Raw genomic sequence first — 20485 nt, 5'->3', positions numbered from 1 at the left:
ATGAAAATGAAAACAAAGAAAAAAGGCTTCACGTTAATCGAATTACTCGTGTGCCTCTTTATTATTGGCTTGATGATGCTGCTCATTATTCCAAATATCGCGCAACAAAGAGAATCAGCACAAAAACAATCAGATGAAGCGATTGTAAATGTGATAAAGACTCAGCAACAAGCTTATATGTTAGATAATAAAACTAATGACGTTCCGGATCCGCAAAAACTAATGGATAGTCATTATATAACCGCAGAGCAAAAGAAAGCATTTGAAAATCGTAAGAATAAAACTGAACAACAATAATTATGAAAAAGAGAGCATTTACACTTGTTGAATGCTTAATAGCCCTTGCCATTGCTTGCTTCTTACTCATACTGACTCCGCCTTTGATTAGTCGCTCCTATGTGAATTGGAAGGAAGAAGTTTTTCTAAGAGAGTTTGAACAAGCAATGGATACGGCGCAGATTACAGCAATTTCAACGGGACAAGGTTCATTCGTAACGGTCTCAGGTGGCATCGTGGAATTAAATTGTCATGGAGCTAGAGAATTGGATAAGAAGATTCGCTTTCCAGATACGATGAGGAGTTATTCTGTTCAAACGTATGGTTTTAAGCCCTATAGTGGGAATGTTAGCCAGTTCTCGTCCGTGACGTTTGATGGGCAAAATCGTAGGTACACTTATGTTTTTCAATTAGGGGAGGCAAAGTATCATGTTGAAATTACCGAAAAGTAGAGGCTATGTATTGCTTGAAGCATTAATCGGACTGATGGTTTTGACCGTTATTGTATCCTTAATCAGCTTTATGATGGGACAACTGTATCACCGACAGCAACTCAAAGGCTGCTTTTTGGATGCTGCAGCTACGCAGTTAATGGATCTACAAGCCAGTGCGACTTATCCTGCTAGCGTTGAAAAATTTCCAAATGAAGACTTCAAAAAGATGAAAAAGGTGACATTTGAAAAAGTAAATACAACGTCCTCTCCAACAGTCGTAATGGTCTCTTGCGGAGAGCATGAGGAGGTGTTTCAAATCAATGCGATTACCGAGAAAAAAGTCCGGATTTATCCTCGTTGAACATCTAATGGCGCTCGTTATCATTTCCATCAGTTTAGTAGCGTTTATGGGACTTTCTACAGCGTTTCTAAAAATAAAGGACCATCTCAATGTTCCTGACGATATTAAATGGCATGTGGCCGTTCAACAAATGAATTTTAATTACGCAGGATTTAAACTGACATCGTTTAACGGCTACGATCCTTATACAGCTCATTTTACAAATACCGTATCGGAGAAAACAGAGGTGATTACGCTCGTTTCTAGTTGGAAAGATGGCGGAAAGATTTTTAAAGGAGCAGGAGGAAGTGGAGGACACCAACCGTTTCTGTATGGCATTCGGAGTCTTTCCATAAAAAGAAACGGAAGCAGGTTACTGATTTCGACAACGCTCAACCAAGGAAGTGCTTTTCGCTTAAATTTTGCGCCAAAGAATCGAGCCATTTATGTCAAGGTGAAAGAAGTAAAGGAAAAGAAAAATGACAAACCCTAAAAGAAAAGGCACGCTACTATTTCAGTTTCTGGCGTTACTTGCCATTGCCAGTTTCCTTATTATCGCACTACTCAAAATTCATGCCCACAACACTCTTGAATATCGCCTTCTGGAAGATGGGTATCGAATGGATATATTGCTAGAGATGGCGAGTCAGACAGTGCGGCAAAAGCTGTCTTTTAATGGGGACGAGATGATTTTTCCGGATATTATTCAATTTTCTAGTGGCACGGTGAGCGTAGAGTGGAATGAGAAAGCACATCAATTTACCCTAAAGGCGCACCTTCCAAATGGTCATTCGAAGGAAGATACACTATATATTCAGTTTGTAAAATAGGCTAAACACTACATAGCGACTTCTTTTTGTTTTTTTCATTTTCAAGATATGGTATACTTTTCAATGAGAAAATGAAAAGATGGTGAAATAATGACACAAACAATCGGAGAAATTTTAAAAAGTGCAAGGCAATTAAAAGGCTACACTCTTGATGACTTGCAACAAATTACAAAAATTCAAAAACGTTATTTAATCGCAATTGAAGATAATGACTTCGACTTGATGCCAGGTGCGTTTTATACACGCGCGTTCATCAAACAAATTGCTGACACAGTTGGATTAGATGGAGTGGCTTTATTAGAAGAGCATGCGTCTGAAATTCCACAAGCTGTTGTGAAGACAACTCCGCAGGCAACTTATACGACTTCTTCAAGTAATCGTACACGTTTAAATAAGAATAAGAGTAAATGGTCTTCAGTATCAGCAACTTTAAAAAATTACTTCCCAACAATCTTATTGGGAATGTTCATCGTAGCGATTATTTTTGCAATCGGACAAGCCGTGTTTAGCAACCGTGCACAACGCAATAATCCTGTAACGACTCAAGCTACAACACAAACAGCTGTTGCAGCAGAAACGACTGTTGCTACAACGACAACTGCAGCTCCAGAAGTGACAAGCGTTACTTATTCATATGCGAACGGAAATGCATTGTACTATATTGCGAATGTAAGTAAATTCCCATTAGATGTGAAAGTACTTAATGAAGCAAGAAATGCTTTATGGGCACAAATTTCAGCGGATGGTAAAGTGGTGGCAGACGGAGTTCCCGCTACAAATCAAACAGTGACTGGTTCAATTCCAGAAGGAACAACAACGATTCGTATGGACTTTGGATATACTCCATTAGGTACGATTACAGTTGGTGGTGTTGAACTAACAATTCCTGAAGGTTCAACAGCAACACGTATTTATATCACGATTCAATAGGAGAATTGCGATGAATTTACCAAATAAATTAACCGTATTGCGAATTTTCATGATTCCGGTGTTTATCATCCTCATGTGTTTGCCAAGTGAAGCGCTCGGTGTGATGAGTCTTGTAGGCTCTCAAATCAGTGTAGTTCACTTTTTGGCGATGATTATTTTCGCAGTAGCTAGTTTTACAGATTATCTTGATGGATATTTAGCACGCAAATACAAATTAGTGACAAACTTTGGGAAGTTCGCTGATCCTTTAGCAGATAAAATGCTAGTGATGACCGCATTCATTATGCTCGTGTCATTTAACTTAGCTCCTGCTTGGGTTGTGAGTATCATTGTTTGTCGTGAATTAGCAGTAACAGGACTTAGACTATTACTGGTGACAGATGGCGAAGTCATGGCAGCTGCTTGGCCCGGGAAAGTAAAAACCGCTACTCAAATGTTGGCAATTATTTTCCTATTAACAGATGATTTGTTCTTTAAGGCCATTGGAATTCCAATCGGACAAATCTTACTTTATAGTTGTTTAGTATTTACAATCTATTCAGGTTTGGATTATTTTGTAAAGAATCGACATGTATTTGCGGATTCATTTACTAAAACAGAATAACAAACGAAGCCTGAAACAGTTGTTTTGGGCTTTTATTTTTACAATAGAGTGTTAAGGAAGGCGAAATTATGAATGCAGAAATCATTGCAGTTGGTACAGAGTTACTAATGGGGCAAATTGTGAACACGAATAGTGCATACCTAGCTCAAGAATTAGCTAAAAACTCGATTCCAACTTACTATCAACAAGTGGTTGGTGATAATGAAGAAAGAATGTATGAAGCGATTGAATTAGCCGCTTCAAGAAGTGAATTGATTATTTTATCTGGAGGTCTTGGACCAACAACAGATGATATCACTAAACAAGTATTGGCGCGATTTTTAAATGTGCCACTTGTTGAAGATGAGGCAGCTCTTCAGAAAGTGATTGATTTTCATGTGCGTTCTCATCGCGACATGAGTGAAAATAATCGTAGACAGGCACTAGCTTTTGAGGGCGGGACTGTTTTTAAAAATCATAATGGACTTGCAGTTGGTTGTGGTTTTGAAAAAGATGGCCGTCAATTCATTGTTCTACCTGGACCACCAAATGAATTAAAAATGATGATGCAAAAAGAAGTGTTGCCTTTCTTACGTAAGAAAGTGGGCAAAGTGGATTTATTCGAATCTCGTTACTTACGTTTCTTTGGAATTGGGGAATCACGATTAGTGACCATCCTAGAAGATTTAATCGAGGGACAAACAAATCCAACGATTGCACCATATGCCGGTAAATTCGAAGTAATGCTTCGCTTAACCGCTAACGGGAAAACAGAAGAAGAGTGCACAGAACTTCTTGACGGAATGGAACTTCTAATTCAATCGCAAGTAGGAGAATTCTTCTATGGATATGGAGACCACAATACATTACAAGAAGTGACTGTTGAGTTATTAAAAGAATCAGGACTCACAATTGCCTCTGCTGAAAGTTTAACAGGAGGACTGTTTGCAGCAAGTGTCGTGGCGTTCGAAGGAAGCTCCGCCTATTTCCAAGGAGGAACAGTCGCTTATCAAAGAGAGGCTAAAGAAACGCAACTAGGAATCGACAGCACTTTGCTCGATCAATTTGGAATGGTCAGTGCAGAATGTGCTAAAGCGATGGCCGAACAAGCAAGACTCCATTATCAAAGCGATTTGGGAATTTCATTTACAGGAGTCGCTGGACCAAGTGAAATGGAAGGAAAAGAAGTCGGAACGATTTTCGTGGCATTAGCGTCTCAAACAGACGTCGAAGTTCTTGAGTTGCATCTTGCACGTACTCGTAACGACAACCGTGAATTCGCGGTCCAATATGGTTGGAATTTACTTAGAAAATATTTATTAAAACAAGTTCGAACAAAATAAGAACAAATGTTCGCATATTGCTTGCGCATGGAATAGAACATAGTGTACAATATGTTTGACTTAAAATTCGTGGAGGAATTAAAACATGGCAGAAAATGAAAATCGTCAAAGAGCATTGGAAGATGCGCTAAAGAAAATTGAAAAGAGCTACGGTAAAGGTGCCGTAATGAAATTAGGAGAAAAAGTAGATACACAAATTCAAACAGTATCTTCAGGTTCTCTTGCGTTAGATATCGCATTAGGTGTAGGTGGATTCCCACGTGGACGTATCATCGAAGTATACGGACCAGAATCTTCAGGTAAAACAACTGTTGCACTTCATGCGGTTGCGGAAGTTCAAAAACGTGGTGGAGTGGCAGCGTTCATCGATGCTGAGCACGCTCTAGATCCAGAATACGCAAAAGCTTTAGGCGTAAACATTGATGAATTATTATTATCTCAACCAGATACAGGAGAACAAGGATTAGGAATTGCAGATGCTTTAGTATCATCAGGAGCCGTTGACATCGTGATCGTCGACTCAGTAGCTGCGTTAGTTCCACGTGCCGAAATCGATGGCGACATGGGGCAATCACACGTAGGGCTTCAAGCTCGTTTAATGTCTCAAGCATTACGTAAATTATCAGGTTCTATTAATAAAACAAAAACAATCGCAATCTTTATCAACCAAATTCGTGAAAAAGTGGGCGTTATGTTCGGAAACCCTGAAACAACACCTGGTGGACGTGCGTTGAAATTCTATGCGACTGTTCGTTTAGAAGTACGTCGTGCAGACCAAATCAAACAAGGTACTGAAATTTTAGGGAACCAAACTAAAATCAAAGTTGTTAAAAATAAAGTGGCTCCACCATTTAAAACAGCTGTTGTGGATATCATGTATGGAGAAGGGATTTCTCAACTTGGGGAATTACTCGACATGGCAGCAGACCTCGACTTCGTGAAGAAGAGTGGTGCATGGTACGCTTATAACGACGAGAAGATTGGTCAAGGTCGTGAAAATGCAAAAGCATTCTTGGCAGACCATCCAGAAGTCGTTAGTGACTTGAACCAAAAAGTTCGTGCTCACTATGGCATTGGGGTTTCTACTCCAGTCGAAGTGGAAGAAGAGGGCCAAACAAGTTTATTAGACTAATCATTAGGAAGAATCGAGCTAAATGGCTCGGTTCTTTTTTCATGTAAAGTTTAGCAACTGCTTAAGGTTTCATAAGAATGCTAGCATTTTACATTAAAATAATGTACTCTTATTGTTGGTATAATTTAAGAAAGAGGATTTTTCAATTTATGTTTAAAAGAAAGCCTTATGTAGGCCTGAGTGATAAAATTCGAAATCAGAAAAATTCGCAACAAATTCTCTTGGAAAGTTCATCTTGGTTAACGATCGGGAATATCGTCTCAAGATTACTTGGAGCTCTCTATATCATTCCTTGGGGAATGTGGATGGGTGCTGACAGGGATAATGCGAACTACTTATATTTTATCGCCTATAATATTTATGCTTTAGTATTACAAATATCAACGGCAGGAATTCCGGTTGCAATTTCTAAAATCGTAGCGGACAATCATGCAAGAAGAGACTATAAGACAAGTTGGAGATTGTTTAAAGGAACGATGCTCTTTATGACATTCTTAGGATTCGTCTTTGCGGCGGGAATGTATTTTGCAGCGCCACTTTTTGCAAAAGGAGCTACTCCTGAAGAAGTTGCGGATAGTATTATGGTCATCCGTTCGCTAACGCCTGCGGTACTCATTATTCCGCCGCTTAGCTTAATGCGTGGATACTATCAAGGATACAATGAAATGGCTGCTTCTGCGAAATCTCAATTATGGGAGCAAGTCGTCCGTATCTTGTACATGTTAGGATTAACGTATTTTGTCATGCGTGTCATCCACGGCGGATTCGTCGTTGCTGTAGCGCATTCTACATTTGCGGCCTTTGTCGGTGCGGTCATCGCGTTCTTATACTTAGCATATAAGATGTTCCGTGACCATAAAGGGATGATGGAATTAATGGAAGAAGGGCGCCCTGAACGTCCATTAAGTTTCTGGAAAATTATTTTTGAAGTGATGCGTGAAGCTTTACCTTTCGTGTTAGTAACTTCAAGTATTCAAATCATCAGCTTGATTGACCAAGAAACATTCCAACGTCTCGTTCCAATCTTTACGAACTTCTCGTTTGAAGAAGGGAAAGAACTGATTACTTTATTTGGATTTAATGCGAATAAAGTGATTATGATTGTCATTTCGCTAGCGATGAGTATCTCAACAGCGGCATTGCCACTGCTAGCAGCTCATTATTCAGTGAATGACCGTGAAGAAGTGAAACGTGTCATTGCAAACAACCTTGGATTATTTGCATACATCATGATTCCAGCTTCTGTAGGGATGGCGATTGTATCAGAACCGATTTATAACGTGTTCTATTCACCAGACCCAACAGGAACATATCTATTAATGGTTTCATGTATCATGTGTGTATTCTTGGGATTATTCGTAACGTTCACGTATATCTTGCAGTCGATGGAACAACATATCATTGCGATTAAAGCATTAGGATTTACAGTGCTTATTAAATTATTATGGCAACCAATGATGATTTACTTCCTTGGTGGAGCAGGTCCGTTAATTGCCAGCTCAGTAGCGTACTTTGTAGCGACACTTTATATGTGCCGTCATGTTCTTCGTATTACACGATTCGATTTAAATTACGTATTGAAGAAATTCGGACAAGTACTTCTTGCTTCTCTTGCGATGGCGATAACTTCAGCACTCACTTTATACGCGATTAAACATGTAATGCCAATCGGTGGTAAAGTTCGTGCGTTAATTGCAGTTGCTGCTGTAGGTTTTGTCGGAGTTGTGACTTATGGACTAATTACCTTGAAGAATCGATTAGCTGATGAAATGCTTGGCGCTCGCGTCGGTGGCATTCGTCGTAAATTGAGGATGAAATAATGAGATTAGATAAATGTTTAGCAGATTGTGGCCTTGGAACTCGTTCCGAGGTCAAATCTTTATTAAAGGCCAAAAGAATTACCGTCAATGGTAAAGTCGTCACCAATGGTAAAGTACAAGTGAATCCTGAAACGGATGAGATTCTGTTTGATGGCGAGACGATTCAGTACGAAGAGTTCGTCTATATCATGATGAATAAGCCTAAGGGAGTCGTTAGTGCTACAGAAGATAATCTTCATAAAACGGTACTCGATTTAATCGATCCGCTTTATTTTAAAAAGGGAGTCTTCCCAGTAGGACGTTTGGATATCGATACGCATGGATTATTGCTCTTGACAAATGATGGAGAGTTGGCGCACCATCTTCTTTCACCGAAGAAACACGTCACAAAAATCTATCAAGCAAGAATCGAAGGCGTGATGACAGAGGGAGATGCCGTTGCTTTTGAGAAGGGCATTGTGTTGTCGGATGGAACGGAGTGTATGCCGGCGCGTCTGGATATTCTGTCAACGACGCAGGATGAGTCGATTGTTCAGATTCATTTGAAAGAAGGGAAATTCCACCAGGTGAAACGAATGGTCAAAGCCTGCGGAAAAACCGTGGTCGACCTGCAGCGACTCACGATGGGACCACTCAAGTTGGATGAGAGCCTCGCGTTAGGAGAGAGCAGACCGTTAACCGAAGAAGAATTAGAATCATTAATGATTCATGAATAACGAAAGCTTAGGAGAAATCCTAGGCTTTTATTTGTTATAGAAAGGGTTTAACCGCTTTTCATCCTTTTGTAAAAATGGTAAGATATGACTATTGAATCTACTTGATAGAGATTGGAGCGATTGGATGACAATTGATTGGAAAAAAGAAGTAGAACTTCGTAAAGAAGATCTATTAAAAGATTTATTCACATTATTACGTATCGACAGTGTGCGTGATGATTCTAAAGCAACAGAGGATGCACCAGTAGGACCTGGACCTAAAGAAGCGCTAGAAGCGTTCTTAGCAATCGGTGAACGCGATGGTTTCACAACAAAACAAGTTGGAAACTTAGCAGGTCACATCGAGTTTGCACCAAATCCAGACTACAAAGAAACTCTTGGTGTATTAGGTCACGTGGACGTTGTTCCAGTGGGTACTGGATGGGATACAGATCCATTCGAACCACAAATTATTAATGATCGTATTTATGCGCGTGGGTCAAGCGATGACAAAGGACCAAGTATGGCAGCATATTACGCATTAAAAATCATCAAAGAATTAGGATTACCAGTTTCAAGACGTGTTCGTTTCATTATCGGAACAGACGAAGAATCAGGTTGGAAATGTATGGACCGTTACTTCCAAACTGAAGAAATGCCAGACTTTGGTTTCTCACCAGACGCAACATTCCCAATTATCAATGGTGAAAAAGGAATTCTTTCATTACACTATGATATTCCTGGGGGAGCTGCTGAAGGCGACTACCAATTATTAAGCTTCGACGCAGGTTTACGTGAAAACATGGTTCCTCAAGATGCTCATGCGGAAATCGTTGTTCCAAATGCAGATGAAGTGGTTGACCGTTTCTTGGCATATGTTGCTGCAAATCCTGTTGAAGGTAGTGCTCAAGTGTTAGACGGCAAAGTTATCCTAGATGTTGTTGGTAAATCAGCACACGGATCGACTCCACATAAAGGAATCAATGCCGGAACACACTTAGCTAAATTCTTAAACCAATTCAACTTCAAAGGCAACGCGAAGAAATACTTAGCATTTGCTGCTGAAGTATTACATGAAGACACTGATGGTAAAAACTTGAAAGTGGACTACAACCATGAAGTGATGGGACCATTAACAGCGAATGCCGGAATCTTCACTTACACTCCAGAATTAGGTGGGGTAGCCGTAGTAAACTTCCGTTATCCATTAGGCGTTACTGCAGAAGGTCTTGAAATTAAGACAGAAGTTGTGGCTTCAGGTTATGGCTTCACAGTAGCTCACGGTAAAGCACAAGTGCCTCACTATGTATCTCCAGAAGATAAATTAGTATCAACATTATTAGACGTATATCACCGTCAAACAGGATTACCTGCACATGAACAATCAATCGGTGGTGGAACATACGGACGTATCTTTGAACGTGGTGTAGCGTATGGTGCGCTATTCCCAGACTCAATCGATACAATGCACCAAGCAAATGAATTCTTCGCGTTAGAAGATTTATTCCGCTCAGCTGCAATTTACGCAGAAGCGATTTACGAATTAATTAAATAAGCGTAAGTGATTAGGAGAACGGATTTCCGTTCTCCTTTTTCTTTTTTAGAGCGTTATCAATATGAATGTTTTTACAAAGAAAATAAAATCGGATAAGATTAGTATGAATTTAAAGAAGGATGAACACTATTTCTGAATACATATTTTCTTCAGATAACTGTCAAAAAAATATAACCCACTTGACTTTGGGTTCTTTGGAGGAGGATAGAAATGATTAAATATTTAAGAAAAGAGATGTTGGGGATTATATTAAATATAGCAGGGTTATTTACTGTGTCGGGGCTACAAGTATATGCTGCTTTACGTATGACGAAGGTTGCTGAATATATTATCCAACAAAATGTAAGCGCATTTATGAGTGAAGTATTCATTATTTTGGGATTATGGATTATTAGTTTAATCATTTCATACTATCAGACAGTCTATCAAGAAATAGTTATTCAAAACATATGTAATTATATGCGTAGTGATATGTCATATGCTTCATGGAATATAAAAGCTAATTATATTGATAATCAAGAACAAAAGGAAATTGAGTCCTTTCTTCAAAACGATGTAAATATGATTGAAAATAAAGTGCTAAGAAGTATTTTTGGTATGATACGATTTATGTTGCGTGCCATTTTATCTTTAATTGCTTTATTTTACATCCATTACTTGTTATTCGTAGTTGGTCTGATTTTGTCGATTATATTATATTTTATTCCTTTGCTGACAAAGAAAATGGTGTCCAATGCGGGAAATCAAGTTTCTGAGGCGAATAAAAGTTACTTGAATAAAATTAATAACATGATGAAAGGGATTGATGTTCTAAAAGAATTTGGAGGATTAAATTTTTATCAGGATACATTTAGTCAAGAGTTATTGAAAATTAAGAATAGTCGAGTGCTACTTGCTAAAGAAACGAGCAAGGTCACATTTATTATTTTTCTACTAAATGTAATTAGTCAATTAGCTGTCATTTTTGTAACAGGTTTATTGATACTCAATAAGTTGATTTTAGTGGGTGCAATCCTGTCTACAACCGATTTAGCAATGAAGTTATTTGATTCAATTTCTGCGATTAATCAATATATGACTATTATCCATTCCTCAGTTCAACTGTTAGATAAAATTGATAAATTGGAAGCAAGTAATGATAAAACTGTTGAAAAACCTGTTTTATTATCGTGGAATAGTGTATCTATTTCAGATTTAGAATTCGGGTATACAACAGATCGCATGTTATTTAGCAACGTTAACTTACAGTTAGATAAAGGAAAATGGTACGTACTGAGCGGGGCTTCCGGTACAGGAAAGTCCACACTATTCAAGCTGTTATTACAACAACTAGAGCCCCAAAAAGGTGTCATTTTGATTGATGGTATTAATATGACGCAATACAACACAGACAAATTATTTAGTTATTTAAGGCAACAGGGATATATGTTCGACACAAGTATCAAGGAAAATATTTTACTAGGAAAAAATGAGTCTGATAATTTTAAGGAGATTATTAAACAGTTAGATATTGACTTAACTAAATCTATAGCTGATTTATCAGGTGGAGAAAAGCAAAAAGTTGCGATTGCTAGGTTGCTGGTAAATCCCAATCCGATTATTTTATTAGATGAAAGTTTTTCAAGTATCGATATTGCCAGCTCAAAAATGATTTTAGACAATTTGTCTAAATTAGAAAATACAACGGTTATTATGATAACTCATCGTACGCAAGAACTAGAAGATATAGAGTATGAGACAATAGATATACTTAACTCAAATAAGTAATAATAATCTTTTGAAAAATACCAATTTTGATAATGTATTTAAAGGACGATAAAAAATGGCTCTTTGTCAAATAGTGTTGATGAAGAATTTTAGTGAAGGAATTAAGCGGCGTCAGATTGCTTAATTCCTTTTTTAGTTGTTCGAGCAAATAGTTTAGACATTAGTAGAATTCTATTTCTAAAATGAGTGAAACTAGTGTAGCCATAAGCGTTTCTTTTAAGTACTTTAATCTTGTTGTTAATCCCTTCAATAGGTCCATTTGAAAGAGTTGGATACTCACAAGTATTTTATAAATACGGTAAAAACTTCATAAATATTTGTAGAACACGATTTAATCCATCTGACAGATGTCTCGTTTGTACACTCATCAATTCTTCTTTGAAATCATTGAAATTTCGCTCCTTAAAAGCTTCTCTTAATTGATGTACTGTTTCATATCCTGGTTTAAGTGAAGGTACTTCTTGTACAGCATAAATGATTCCCCTAGACAGCGTAAACGATTCCGTAAAAATATATATTGACAAAATTATCGGAGTTGTTTAAAATTTAATTGAAAGTTAATCATTTTTTAATGTTTTTTTGCGAAAAACGTAACTTGCATTATTGAATTTAAATTTTCTAAATTAGAGAGGCTGGAATTAGAATGTTTCGATACTTAAGATTCATACTAGTAGGTAATAAGCGAATATTTATATGTGCTGTGTTATTTTTAGCTTTACTATCTCTTGATGGAATTGGTGCGCCGTATTTTTTAGGGAAATTTACAGATTATATGAACAAAAGTGATTTTAATAGCAGTATACATACAGTATTTTTATGGCTGATTTTTTTACTGTTAATTGTTTTATCACAATTTCTATTTAGTTTCTTTAAAGGAAAGTTTATTCAAAATGTAAATTATCAGTTAAAAAATATACATGCAGTAAATTCTGTTAGAAAAGAGAATTTACAGCAATCACCAAGTTCTTACATAACTAGTATTACTAGTGAAGTCCAGCAAATTGAACAAAAATTTATCAATAATGTATTTACTATGATTTTGTGTACACTTCAAGGTGTTGTTACATTTGTATTTTTGATGAATATCAATATGTTAGTGGGTTTACTTTTTGTTAGTTTGGGAGCTATACCTGCTCTAATTCCTAAGTTAACTAAAAAATGGTTAAAGAAAGGAACTATACGTTGGCAAGAAGCCAATGATCAATATATAGGATTTTTAACAGATTTTTTAGAGGCACGCCCGTTGATGAAAAGATTTGGTGTGGTAAATAATGTACTAAAAAAGCTGAATGAGAAGTTAGGAGTATCTGAAAAAAATTATTTTAAGATGGATTTTAATCAGAATATCGCTAATACCGTTATTAGTTTATTATATGTGTGCTCATTATTGATAGCATTAATGCTGGGAATAAGTTCTGTTCAAAATGGATATATGACAGTAGGGAGTTTGCTTACTATTTATATGGCAGCTGATAGGGTTGTATCTCCATTAATAACTGTTGCTTCTACATATAATGTGATTCAATCAATTGATCCAGTATTGAATAAAGTGCTAACTCTTAATAGTAAAGCCGAAGAATATGAGCAACTGCTAGAGTTACCAACAAATACAGAAGTTATCTTAGAATTTAAACAAGCTACAGTAGGATATCAAGATAATGAATTGATTAAAAATATTGATTTTTCACTTGGAAGTTGTGATAAGATATTATTCAAAGCACCTTCAGGTTCAGGAAAGAGTACTTTTTTAAAAACTATTTTAGGGGAAACGAAGGTATTATCTGGTACTATCAATTATGGGCAAGAACAAGGAATTGAACTTTTTTCTGTTGTTTCTCAAAACCCATTTCTCTTTGACGAAACATTGCTGTTTAATCTGACGTTTGATAGTCCAATCGATGAAAGAAGAGTCATTGAAGTTTTAAGAAGAGTAGGAATGAAACATTTAGCAACAAAAGAGATGTTACATACTAAAATGGATAAACAATTACATTCTCTGTCTGGTGGAGAATTAAAACGGTTAGAGTTAGCAAGAGCATTATTATTTGAAAAACCATGCTTACTTGTTGACGAAGCTTTATCAGGGCTGGATGATGAGAGTTCAAAAATTTTGAATGATTTGATAAAAACTTATTCTGGAGCAGTTATTGATATAGAACATCACATTTCAGAGGAAATGATGGTTGGATATGATAAAATCATTACTATCAAGGACAATCATCTAGTTATAAATAATATGTTAGTAGAGTAATTAATAGTTAAATAGTGTAATTAGATAATTTTTGTGATTGGAAGAACTGATTTTATTGCATACAAAAAATCCTGATGGTGATCAAATGGTTCTATAATTTATAGGGTTGGTGGATTTTCTCCATCAACCCTATAAATTATAGAACCCATATATCTTGTCTATCTAAATAAAAAATACTTTTTCTAGATAAAAACTAAGCAGGTATAAAAAATCGGGCATTTATCCAAAAAAAGAATGTATTTCGGGGACTTCAATCGTTTTAGTTATTGATTTTTTCACAAATATCCTATACTGAAGTTAATAATGAATATGAATGATAGTTGAGAGTATAAGAATAACTCATAAATTTGATTAGAATCTTGTAGGTAGGGAAGTGAAATGATGGATTATATGAAGAAAATTTTGAAGTGGTTACCACGTAAATACTTAGTATTAATTGCCATTGGTATGTCTTTAACGGCTTTAGACGGTATTATTATTCCTTCCTTTATCTCAGGTTTAATAGATGTTTCATCCACTCAAAAAGTTGAGGATTTAGTAAAAATTTCAATCATAGGTATTCTTAGTTATTCACTTATTCGACTTGGATTATTTATATGGGAAGATTCTCAACAAAGGATGATAAAACAATTAACATTAACGCTTAAAGAAAAAATCATTACAGCATTCTTTTACGGAAAGTTTAACCAACAAGAAGTAGAGTCAATAGTGCTTAGTGAATTAAAACTATTAGAAGAACAGGGAATCAAGTCTATCATGGGATTTTTCTATTGCCTCGTATTTGCGCTGGTTACCTTGTTGTATGTATCTGCTATAGATTTACAGTTAGCAGCACTCTTTATTACGTTATCGTTCTTACCGATATTAGTTCCAAAATTATTTGCTAAATCTATTCGAAAGCACTCAAAGAGATGGGCTGAAGTGAACCAATTAAGTATCTTGCAACAACAAGAATATTTGAAAAGTAAGTCGATCATTAAAAACTTTTTTGTAGAAAAAATCTTCTTGAATAAGTTGATGGGAACATTGAATCAAACAGAAGAAGCCTATTTTCAAATGAATCATGTTCGATTTGCATCGAAGTTATTAGCAAACTTACTTTCAGGATTAAGTTCATTTGTGCCGTTAGCTATTGGGGTATATTTAGTTATTATTGGTGAGACTAAATTAGCCACCGTTATTGCAATTTATTTAGCTAGCGATCGTATTGTTACACCTTTACTCAATGCAATCGATTATTATCAAAGATTTAATTCAATTATTCCTGTAATTGAAAGAGTAGAAAAGTATACAGAGTTTGAATGTGATAATTCTGAAAGTCAATCTAGTATTCGTACAGTATTTCCGATTGAGTTACAGCAGTGTAATGTTCAAATTGAAAAAATGACTATATTAGACAAAATTGATTTAGAAATTAATGAGAATGATAGAGTACTGATTATGGGACCATCAGGCTCTGGAAAATCTACACTCTTGGAATTAATATACGGACTCTATGTATCTAAAGATGGAGTTCAAAAGTATAATGGAATTCAGAGACAATTAGTTTCAGGAGATGATTTAAAGAAACACATTGGATTCTTTACTCAGGAATCAAGGATATTCTATGAGTCGCTGAAATTTAATATTTCTCTAGGAGAAGAGTATTCTGATAGTGAAGTTACGTCTGTTCTTCAAAAAGTAGGGCTAGGTTACTTAGTCGATAGAATAGGGCTACATAACGCAGAAGTAAATCTTGATGAATCACTTTCCGGAGGAGAAAAAGCTAGAATCTGTCTAGCACGTCTATTACTTAGAAAATACCAATTGCTGTTACTGGATGAGTTTTCTTCTGCTATTGATGAAGATACAACGATGATGATTAGGAAGCTTCTCATTAATGATAACATTCCATTTGTAGAGATAGCACATAGGGTGCCAAAAGATATTGACTTATACAATAAGCGTTACACTTTGGAGTCTGGTCGATTAATACACTAATCATTTATAAAAAAATCCCTTTGAAACCTTGAAGTTTTTGCTAAATCGCTATAAAACATGCTATACTACTAATGATATTATGTGTGAAAACTGTAAATATATATATTTGGAGGCTATAGCATGGGATTTGTAATCTTTCTATTGCTAATTGTGGTACTTGGTGCCGCAGGTTATGCAACAGCAATATTCATGACAAAGAAACAAACTAAAGTAATTGAAGAATTATCAGAGAAAAAGGATAAGTTAATGGCAGTGCCGATTGCGGACACGTTCTATACTTTGAAAAACTTGAATTTAACAGGACAAACAAAGAGAACGTATGAAACATGGCAAGCTACATGGCAAACAATCACACGATTCCGATTCCCTGAAATCGAAGCTGCATTAGTCAGTGCAGAACAATATATCCAAAAATTAAACTTCATCAAAGGAAATCAAGTAACACAACAAGCTGAAAACTTGATTGAAGAAACAAAAGCTGAAGTTGATAAAATTTACTCAGCATTACAAAAATTATTGGATAGTGAAAAACAAAACCGCGCGGAGCTAGACTTATTACAAGAACGCTATGCTTCAATGCGCAAAGACTTATTAGCACATAGTTTCTCATTCGGCGAAGCGCTAGAAACGTTAGAAAAACGTTTAGCTTATTTAGAATTAGACTTCGCGAAATTTAATACATTAACAAACGAAGGCGACCACTTAGAAGCTAAAGAAGTACTTGGACGTATCGAAAACGAAATGAAAGAATTTGAGTCAATCGTTGAACAAGTTCCTCAATTATTAAAAGAAATCGAAACTGAGTACAATGAACAAGTAGAAGACTTGAAACAAGGATATGCTCGCATGGTCGAAGAGCATTACCAATTCTCTAAAATTTCAATTCCTGATGAAATTGAAAAGATTGAAAAAACAATCGAAGTGGCACGCGGACATATCGCTGCTACAGAATTAGAAGAAGCTCGTCAACAATTAGATAAAGTGGCTCGTGAAATCGACCAACTTTATGATGTGATGGAAGCTGAAATCGAAGCTCGTGAATTTGTATACCGCAACAAAGCGCAAGTTGAAAAACGCTTGAACCAAGTATTACAAAGCAATCGCTATGTGAATATCGAGGTTGACCGTGTATCTCAAAACTATATCTTGTCAAATAACGAATTCGTTCGTGTACAAGAATTTGCGGAACAATTAGAAAAAGAACAAGAAGCAGTCCAATACTACAGCAAGGCGATGGAAAATCATCAAGTGCCTTACTCAGTAGTCAAAGAACACTACGAACTCGTTCTTGATAAATTAAACAGTATTGATGAAGATCAAACTGATTTAGTCAACACATTATCTGATTTACGTAGCCAAGAAAAAGCGATTCGCGACGGATTAGATGTCTTCGAATTAGACTTACGTAATATGAAACGTACGATTGAGAAGTACCACTTACCAGGTCTTCCAAAAGAGTACTTAGAATTATTCTTTGCAACAAGTAACCGTATTGAACAATTATGGCAAAAGATGAACCGTGTGAAATTAGATATGACTGAAATTAACGCGGCAAACAACGTGATTGAAGAAGATGTTGAAAAATTAGATATCTTCACAGAACAAATTGTTGATAATGCACAATTAACGGAGTATATGATTCAACATGCGAACCGTTACCGTTTATCACATCCTGAAATCGAAACAGCGATTGGTCGTGCGCTTGACCTATTCAACCACACATTCAAATACGATGAATCATTACAAATTATTGAGTCAGCGTTAGAACAAGTGGAACCAGGTGCTGGTAACCGTGTCCGTCAAAACTATCAATCAGAAAAGAATAATAGCTTATTCTTCTAATAGATAAATGATTTAGCCACGTGGGTGAAAACCCACGTGGCTTTTTTGTTTTCTTTTGAATCATCGTATCATAATCAAGTTTTATGTGTGGAAAATCTATGTTTTTACGATTCTTCCAGAAGTATACTAAAGATACAAATGAAGGAGGGATTTTATGGATTTTGTATTATGGGGAAGCGTATTTTTAGCGGGCTTATTCTCGTTTTTTTCTCCGTGCGTGCTACCGCTGTTTCCAGTCTATTTTGGTGTTTTAATGAGTGAACAGGACGGACCTCACCTGAAGATTGGTAAATTAGAGATCTATTGGAAGCCAATGATTCGTACAGTCATCTTTATCGCTGGAATTTCAACAGTCTTTTTCTTCTTAGGATTTGCGGCAACTGCATTAGGAAGTCTGATTTACAATCCTTGGTTTAATATCACACTGGGAGTCGTGATTGTGCTATTGGGATTGCACCAAATGGAACTGTTCCATTTACTATTTTTACAAAAACAAAAAACAGTTCAGTTTGAAATCAAAGATAAAAAATCGCTATGGAGTAGTTACTTATTAGGACTCAGCTTCAGCTTCGGATGGACACCTTGTGTGGGACCAGTACTAAGTGCGGTCCTAACGCTTATCTCCACGCAACAAGCCAGTATCACTTATGGTATTTTCTTACTTTGCTTATATATATTAGGATTGGCCATTCCGTTTTTAATCTTATCAGCTGCTTCAACCGTAGCGTTTAAATGGTTTAACCTTGCAAAAAAACGATTATTATTACTTAAAAAAATCGGAGGACTCGTGATTGTTTTGATGGGAGCATCGATTATCCTTTCTCAACTGTCACAAGTTTTCCATTAAAAATTAGGAGGAATAAAGATGAAAACAAAATTGATGATTGCATTATTTAGTACATTGCTTTTAGGAGCTTGTCAAAATTCACAAATGGGCATGGATACTAAAGACATGAAAGAAACCACTGAAATGATGAGCACGATGAGTGGTGAAAAAATGGATAAAATGGATAACATGAGTTCAAAAGATGAGAAGATGGACAATAAGATGGGAGAAATGGACGATATGACACAGTCTACCTTTACAACATTAGAGGGGAAAGAAGTTTCATTAGCAGATTATAAAGGGAAAAAAGTATATTTGAAGTTTTGGGCTTCATGGTGTCCAATTTGTCTATCTGGACTAGCGGACATCACACAACTTTCTGAAATGCCACCAAAAGATTCAGTGATCCTAACTGTCATTGCACCTGGTGTGAATCGCGAGAAATCTTTAGAGGACTTCAAAAAATGGTTTGACGGGGTAGACTACCATTCATTACCAGTACTCGTAGATAAAGACGGTCAATTCTTGAAGAAACTTGGAGTTGTTGGCTATCCAACGTCAGCATTTATCGATGCTAATGGAAAAGTTGTCAGAGTTCAACCCGGTCACGTTTCTAATGACGATATCGTAAAAACGCTAGAAAGCCTATAAGAAAGGAGAGTTTTCTATGGATAAAAAATTAGTGGTGACACTCTTTGCCGTAGTCATCATTCTTTTAGGAGTGCTTTATTTTGCCAAAGGAGGTACCCTTGCAAAGGATTCAAAAGCTGATGAAATCTCAAACAAGGTAACAAAATTAATGGAAACAGATAGCACTACTAGTGAAATGAAAAAGGAAGGTGAACATATGAAGGAGATATATTTAGCAGGCGGATGTTTTTGGGGATTAGAAGAATACTTTTCTAGAATTAATGGTGTTATTGATGTTGTGAGTGGATACGCGAATGGAAAGGTCGAAACGACCAATTATAAGCTCATTCATGATACAGACCATGCGGAAACGATTCATGTTACTTATGATGCTGATAAAATTTCACTTCGCGAGTTATTATTGTATTACTTTAGAGTCATTGATCCATTTTCTGTGAATAAACAAGGAAATGATACAGGAAGACAATATCGTACGGGTATTTACTATGTTGATGAGGCAGATAGCGCCATTATTCAACAAGTCATGAAGGAAAAAGAAGAATCTTTTGGTAAGAAATTAGCCGTTGAGACGGAACCTTTGAAAAATTTTGTGGTAGCAGAGGATTATCATCAAGATTACTTGAAGAAGAATCCAAATGGATATTGCCACATTGACGTTAAAAAGGCGAGTGACCCTGTAATTGATGCTAGTCTTTATCCACTACCTGACGAAGAGACTCTAAAAGCAACACTTACGAAGGAACAATACGCAGTTACTCGTGAAAATAAAACGGAAAGAGCATTCTCAAATGAATACTGGGATAATCATGAACAAGGAATTTATGTAGATGTAGTTACCGGAGAACCGCTCTTTTCTTCCAAAGATAAATTTGATTCTGGCTGCGGCTGGCCAAGTTTTTCAAAACCAATTTCTTCAGAAGTTGTGACCTATCATGAGGATAATAGTTTCAATATGAAACGTGTTGAAGTTCGAAGTAGGGTAGCCGATTCACACCTTGGACATGTTTTTGAAGATGGTCCAAAAGAAAAAGGTGGACTTCGTTTTTGTATCAATAGTGCTTCCATCAAATTCATCCCACTCAATGAGATGGAGCAAAGGGATATGGTTATTTAGTCGATTTCGTCAAATAACCACTCAGTGCTTCTCTAAGTTATTCTCCTTTAGAGAAGCACTTTTTTAGTGAAAAATGGATTTAAAACCGTTATAAATAGAAGTATAATAGAGAAAGG

Annotated in this window: 18 protein-coding genes and 2 pseudogenes; 19 read left to right on the top strand and 1 reads right to left on the bottom strand. The window is 36.3% G+C overall.

Going from position 1 to position 20485, the window contains the following annotated elements; translation table 11 throughout:
* From comGC to O3793_RS04170, 13 genes are all read left to right on the top strand, one after another.
* Nucleotides 1-297, top strand: a complete 297-nt coding sequence (gene comGC / locus O3793_RS04230) for a competence type IV pilus major pilin ComGC (RefSeq protein ID WP_371445886.1) — start codon at nucleotides 1-3, stop codon at nucleotides 295-297.
* A 2-nt stretch (nucleotides 298-299) separates the two neighbouring features.
* Nucleotides 300-728 (top strand): competence type IV pilus minor pilin ComGD, encoded by a 429-nt coding sequence (comGD, locus tag O3793_RS04225; protein ID WP_371445884.1) that lies wholly within the window; start codon nucleotides 300-302, stop codon nucleotides 726-728.
* Nucleotides 706-1071 carry a Tfp pilus assembly protein FimT/FimU gene (locus tag O3793_RS04220; protein WP_371445883.1) on the top strand — a complete coding sequence of 122 codons (366 nt, stop codon included), beginning with the start codon at nucleotides 706-708 and terminating at the stop codon, nucleotides 1069-1071. The genes comGD and O3793_RS04220 overlap by 23 nt, the downstream gene beginning before the upstream one ends.
* Complete coding sequence (locus tag O3793_RS04215) at nucleotides 1031-1543, top strand: hypothetical protein (protein ID WP_371445881.1); 513 nt, start codon at nucleotides 1031-1033, stop codon at nucleotides 1541-1543. The genes O3793_RS04220 and O3793_RS04215 overlap by 41 nt, the downstream gene beginning before the upstream one ends.
* The gene (locus O3793_RS04210; RefSeq protein ID WP_371445879.1) at nucleotides 1530-1880 is read left to right on the top strand and encodes a hypothetical protein; all 351 of its coding nucleotides are present in this window, start codon (nucleotides 1530-1532) and stop codon (nucleotides 1878-1880) included. Before O3793_RS04215 ends, O3793_RS04210 begins: the two co-directional genes overlap by 14 nt.
* Nucleotides 1881-1970: 90 nt before the next feature.
* Nucleotides 1971-2810, top strand: a complete 840-nt coding sequence (locus O3793_RS04205) for a helix-turn-helix domain-containing protein (protein ID WP_371445877.1) — start codon at nucleotides 1971-1973, stop codon at nucleotides 2808-2810.
* A 10-nt stretch (nucleotides 2811-2820) separates the two neighbouring features.
* Nucleotides 2821-3414, top strand: coding sequence for a CDP-diacylglycerol--glycerol-3-phosphate 3-phosphatidyltransferase (pgsA, locus tag O3793_RS04200; protein ID WP_371445875.1), 594 nt, complete (start codon nucleotides 2821-2823; stop codon nucleotides 3412-3414).
* Between the two features lie 68 nt (nucleotides 3415-3482).
* Nucleotides 3483-4736, top strand: coding sequence for a competence/damage-inducible protein A (locus tag O3793_RS04195; protein ID WP_371445873.1), 1254 nt, complete (start codon nucleotides 3483-3485; stop codon nucleotides 4734-4736).
* Nucleotides 4737-4821: 85 nt separating this feature from the next.
* Nucleotides 4822-5868, top strand: coding sequence for a recombinase RecA (gene recA / locus O3793_RS04190; protein ID WP_371445871.1), 1047 nt, complete (start codon nucleotides 4822-4824; stop codon nucleotides 5866-5868).
* A gap of 149 nt (nucleotides 5869-6017) precedes the next feature.
* Complete coding sequence (locus tag O3793_RS04185) at nucleotides 6018-7688, top strand: polysaccharide biosynthesis C-terminal domain-containing protein (RefSeq protein ID WP_371445869.1); 1671 nt, start codon at nucleotides 6018-6020, stop codon at nucleotides 7686-7688.
* Nucleotides 7688-8404 carry a pseudouridine synthase gene (locus tag O3793_RS04180; protein ID WP_371445867.1) on the top strand — a complete coding sequence of 239 codons (717 nt, stop codon included), beginning with the start codon at nucleotides 7688-7690 and terminating at the stop codon, nucleotides 8402-8404. Before O3793_RS04185 ends, O3793_RS04180 begins: the two co-directional genes overlap by 1 nt.
* 124 nt (nucleotides 8405-8528) lie before the next feature.
* On the top strand, nucleotides 8529-9938 hold the full coding sequence (gene pepV, locus O3793_RS04175; RefSeq protein WP_371445866.1) for a dipeptidase PepV: 1410 nt from the start codon (nucleotides 8529-8531) through the stop codon (nucleotides 9936-9938).
* Between the two features lie 210 nt (nucleotides 9939-10148).
* Complete coding sequence (locus O3793_RS04170) at nucleotides 10149-11705, top strand: ATP-binding cassette domain-containing protein (protein ID WP_371445865.1); 1557 nt, start codon at nucleotides 10149-10151, stop codon at nucleotides 11703-11705.
* Nucleotides 11706-11806: 101 nt separating this feature from the next.
* Here O3793_RS04170 and O3793_RS04165 read toward each other — a convergent pair.
* Nucleotides 11807-11977: pseudogene (locus tag O3793_RS04165) on the bottom strand (transposase); the annotation flags it as partial.
* 371 nt (nucleotides 11978-12348) lie between these two features.
* On the opposite strand from O3793_RS04165, the gene O3793_RS04160 reads away from it, so the two are divergent.
* The 6 genes and pseudogenes from O3793_RS04160 (at nucleotide 12349) to msrB (ending at nucleotide 20386) form a co-directional block, all read left to right on the top strand.
* Complete coding sequence (locus tag O3793_RS04160) at nucleotides 12349-13956, top strand: ATP-binding cassette domain-containing protein (RefSeq protein ID WP_371445864.1); 1608 nt, start codon at nucleotides 12349-12351, stop codon at nucleotides 13954-13956.
* A 381-nt stretch (nucleotides 13957-14337) separates the two neighbouring features.
* Nucleotides 14338-15936, top strand: a complete 1599-nt coding sequence (locus O3793_RS04155; protein WP_371445863.1) for an ATP-binding cassette domain-containing protein — start codon at nucleotides 14338-14340, stop codon at nucleotides 15934-15936.
* Between the two features lie 120 nt (nucleotides 15937-16056).
* On the top strand, nucleotides 16057-17778 hold the full coding sequence (locus tag O3793_RS04150) for a septation ring formation regulator EzrA (protein WP_371445862.1): 1722 nt from the start codon (nucleotides 16057-16059) through the stop codon (nucleotides 17776-17778).
* Between the two features lie 154 nt (nucleotides 17779-17932).
* A complete protein-coding gene (locus O3793_RS04145; RefSeq protein ID WP_371445861.1) occupies nucleotides 17933-18625 on the top strand; it encodes a cytochrome c biogenesis CcdA family protein in 693 nt (230 codons plus the stop codon).
* A gap of 18 nt (nucleotides 18626-18643) precedes the next feature.
* Entirely contained in the window at nucleotides 18644-19255 is a 612-nt protein-coding gene (locus O3793_RS04140) for a redoxin family protein (protein WP_371445860.1), read from the top strand.
* Nucleotides 19256-19271: 16 nt separating this feature from the next.
* Nucleotides 19272-20386: pseudogene (gene msrB / locus O3793_RS04135) on the top strand (peptide-methionine (R)-S-oxide reductase MsrB).
* Nucleotides 20387-20485: the final 99 nt, after the last annotated feature.

It is taken from the genome of Granulicatella sp. 20925_1_28 (genome assembly GCF_041433575.1).
GTDB lineage: Bacteria > Bacillota > Bacilli > Lactobacillales > Aerococcaceae > Granulicatella.
The sequence above is the reverse complement of the archived record's forward strand: the minus strand, read 5'-3'. Positions and strand labels throughout refer to the sequence as shown.

Bases quoted from the DNA above. Each gene is read 5' to 3' on its own strand.
- comGC (WP_371445886.1), top strand. From the start codon at position 1: ATGAAAATGAAAACAAAGAAAAAAGGCTTCACGTTAATCGAATTACTC.
- comGD (WP_371445884.1), top strand. From the start codon at position 300: ATGAAAAAGAGAGCATTTACACTTGTTGAATGCTTAATAGCCCTTGCC.
- O3793_RS04220 (WP_371445883.1), top strand. From the start codon at position 706: ATGTTGAAATTACCGAAAAGTAGAGGCTATGTATTGCTTGAAGCATTA.
- O3793_RS04215 (WP_371445881.1), top strand. From the start codon at position 1,031: ATGCGATTACCGAGAAAAAAGTCCGGATTTATCCTCGTTGAACATCTA.
- O3793_RS04210 (WP_371445879.1), top strand. From the start codon at position 1,530: ATGACAAACCCTAAAAGAAAAGGCACGCTACTATTTCAGTTTCTGGCG.
- O3793_RS04205 (WP_371445877.1), top strand. From the start codon at position 1,971: ATGACACAAACAATCGGAGAAATTTTAAAAAGTGCAAGGCAATTAAAA.
- pgsA (WP_371445875.1), top strand. From the start codon at position 2,821: ATGAATTTACCAAATAAATTAACCGTATTGCGAATTTTCATGATTCCG.
- O3793_RS04195 (WP_371445873.1), top strand. From the start codon at position 3,483: ATGAATGCAGAAATCATTGCAGTTGGTACAGAGTTACTAATGGGGCAA.
- recA (WP_371445871.1), top strand. From the start codon at position 4,822: ATGGCAGAAAATGAAAATCGTCAAAGAGCATTGGAAGATGCGCTAAAG.
- O3793_RS04185 (WP_371445869.1), top strand. From the start codon at position 6,018: ATGTTTAAAAGAAAGCCTTATGTAGGCCTGAGTGATAAAATTCGAAAT.
- O3793_RS04180 (WP_371445867.1), top strand. From the start codon at position 7,688: ATGAGATTAGATAAATGTTTAGCAGATTGTGGCCTTGGAACTCGTTCC.
- pepV (WP_371445866.1), top strand. From the start codon at position 8,529: ATGACAATTGATTGGAAAAAAGAAGTAGAACTTCGTAAAGAAGATCTA.
- O3793_RS04170 (WP_371445865.1), top strand. From the start codon at position 10,149: ATGATTAAATATTTAAGAAAAGAGATGTTGGGGATTATATTAAATATA.
- O3793_RS04160 (WP_371445864.1), top strand. From the start codon at position 12,349: ATGTTTCGATACTTAAGATTCATACTAGTAGGTAATAAGCGAATATTT.
- O3793_RS04155 (WP_371445863.1), top strand. From the start codon at position 14,338: ATGGATTATATGAAGAAAATTTTGAAGTGGTTACCACGTAAATACTTA.
- O3793_RS04150 (WP_371445862.1), top strand. From the start codon at position 16,057: ATGGGATTTGTAATCTTTCTATTGCTAATTGTGGTACTTGGTGCCGCA.
- O3793_RS04145 (WP_371445861.1), top strand. From the start codon at position 17,933: ATGGATTTTGTATTATGGGGAAGCGTATTTTTAGCGGGCTTATTCTCG.
- O3793_RS04140 (WP_371445860.1), top strand. From the start codon at position 18,644: ATGAAAACAAAATTGATGATTGCATTATTTAGTACATTGCTTTTAGGA.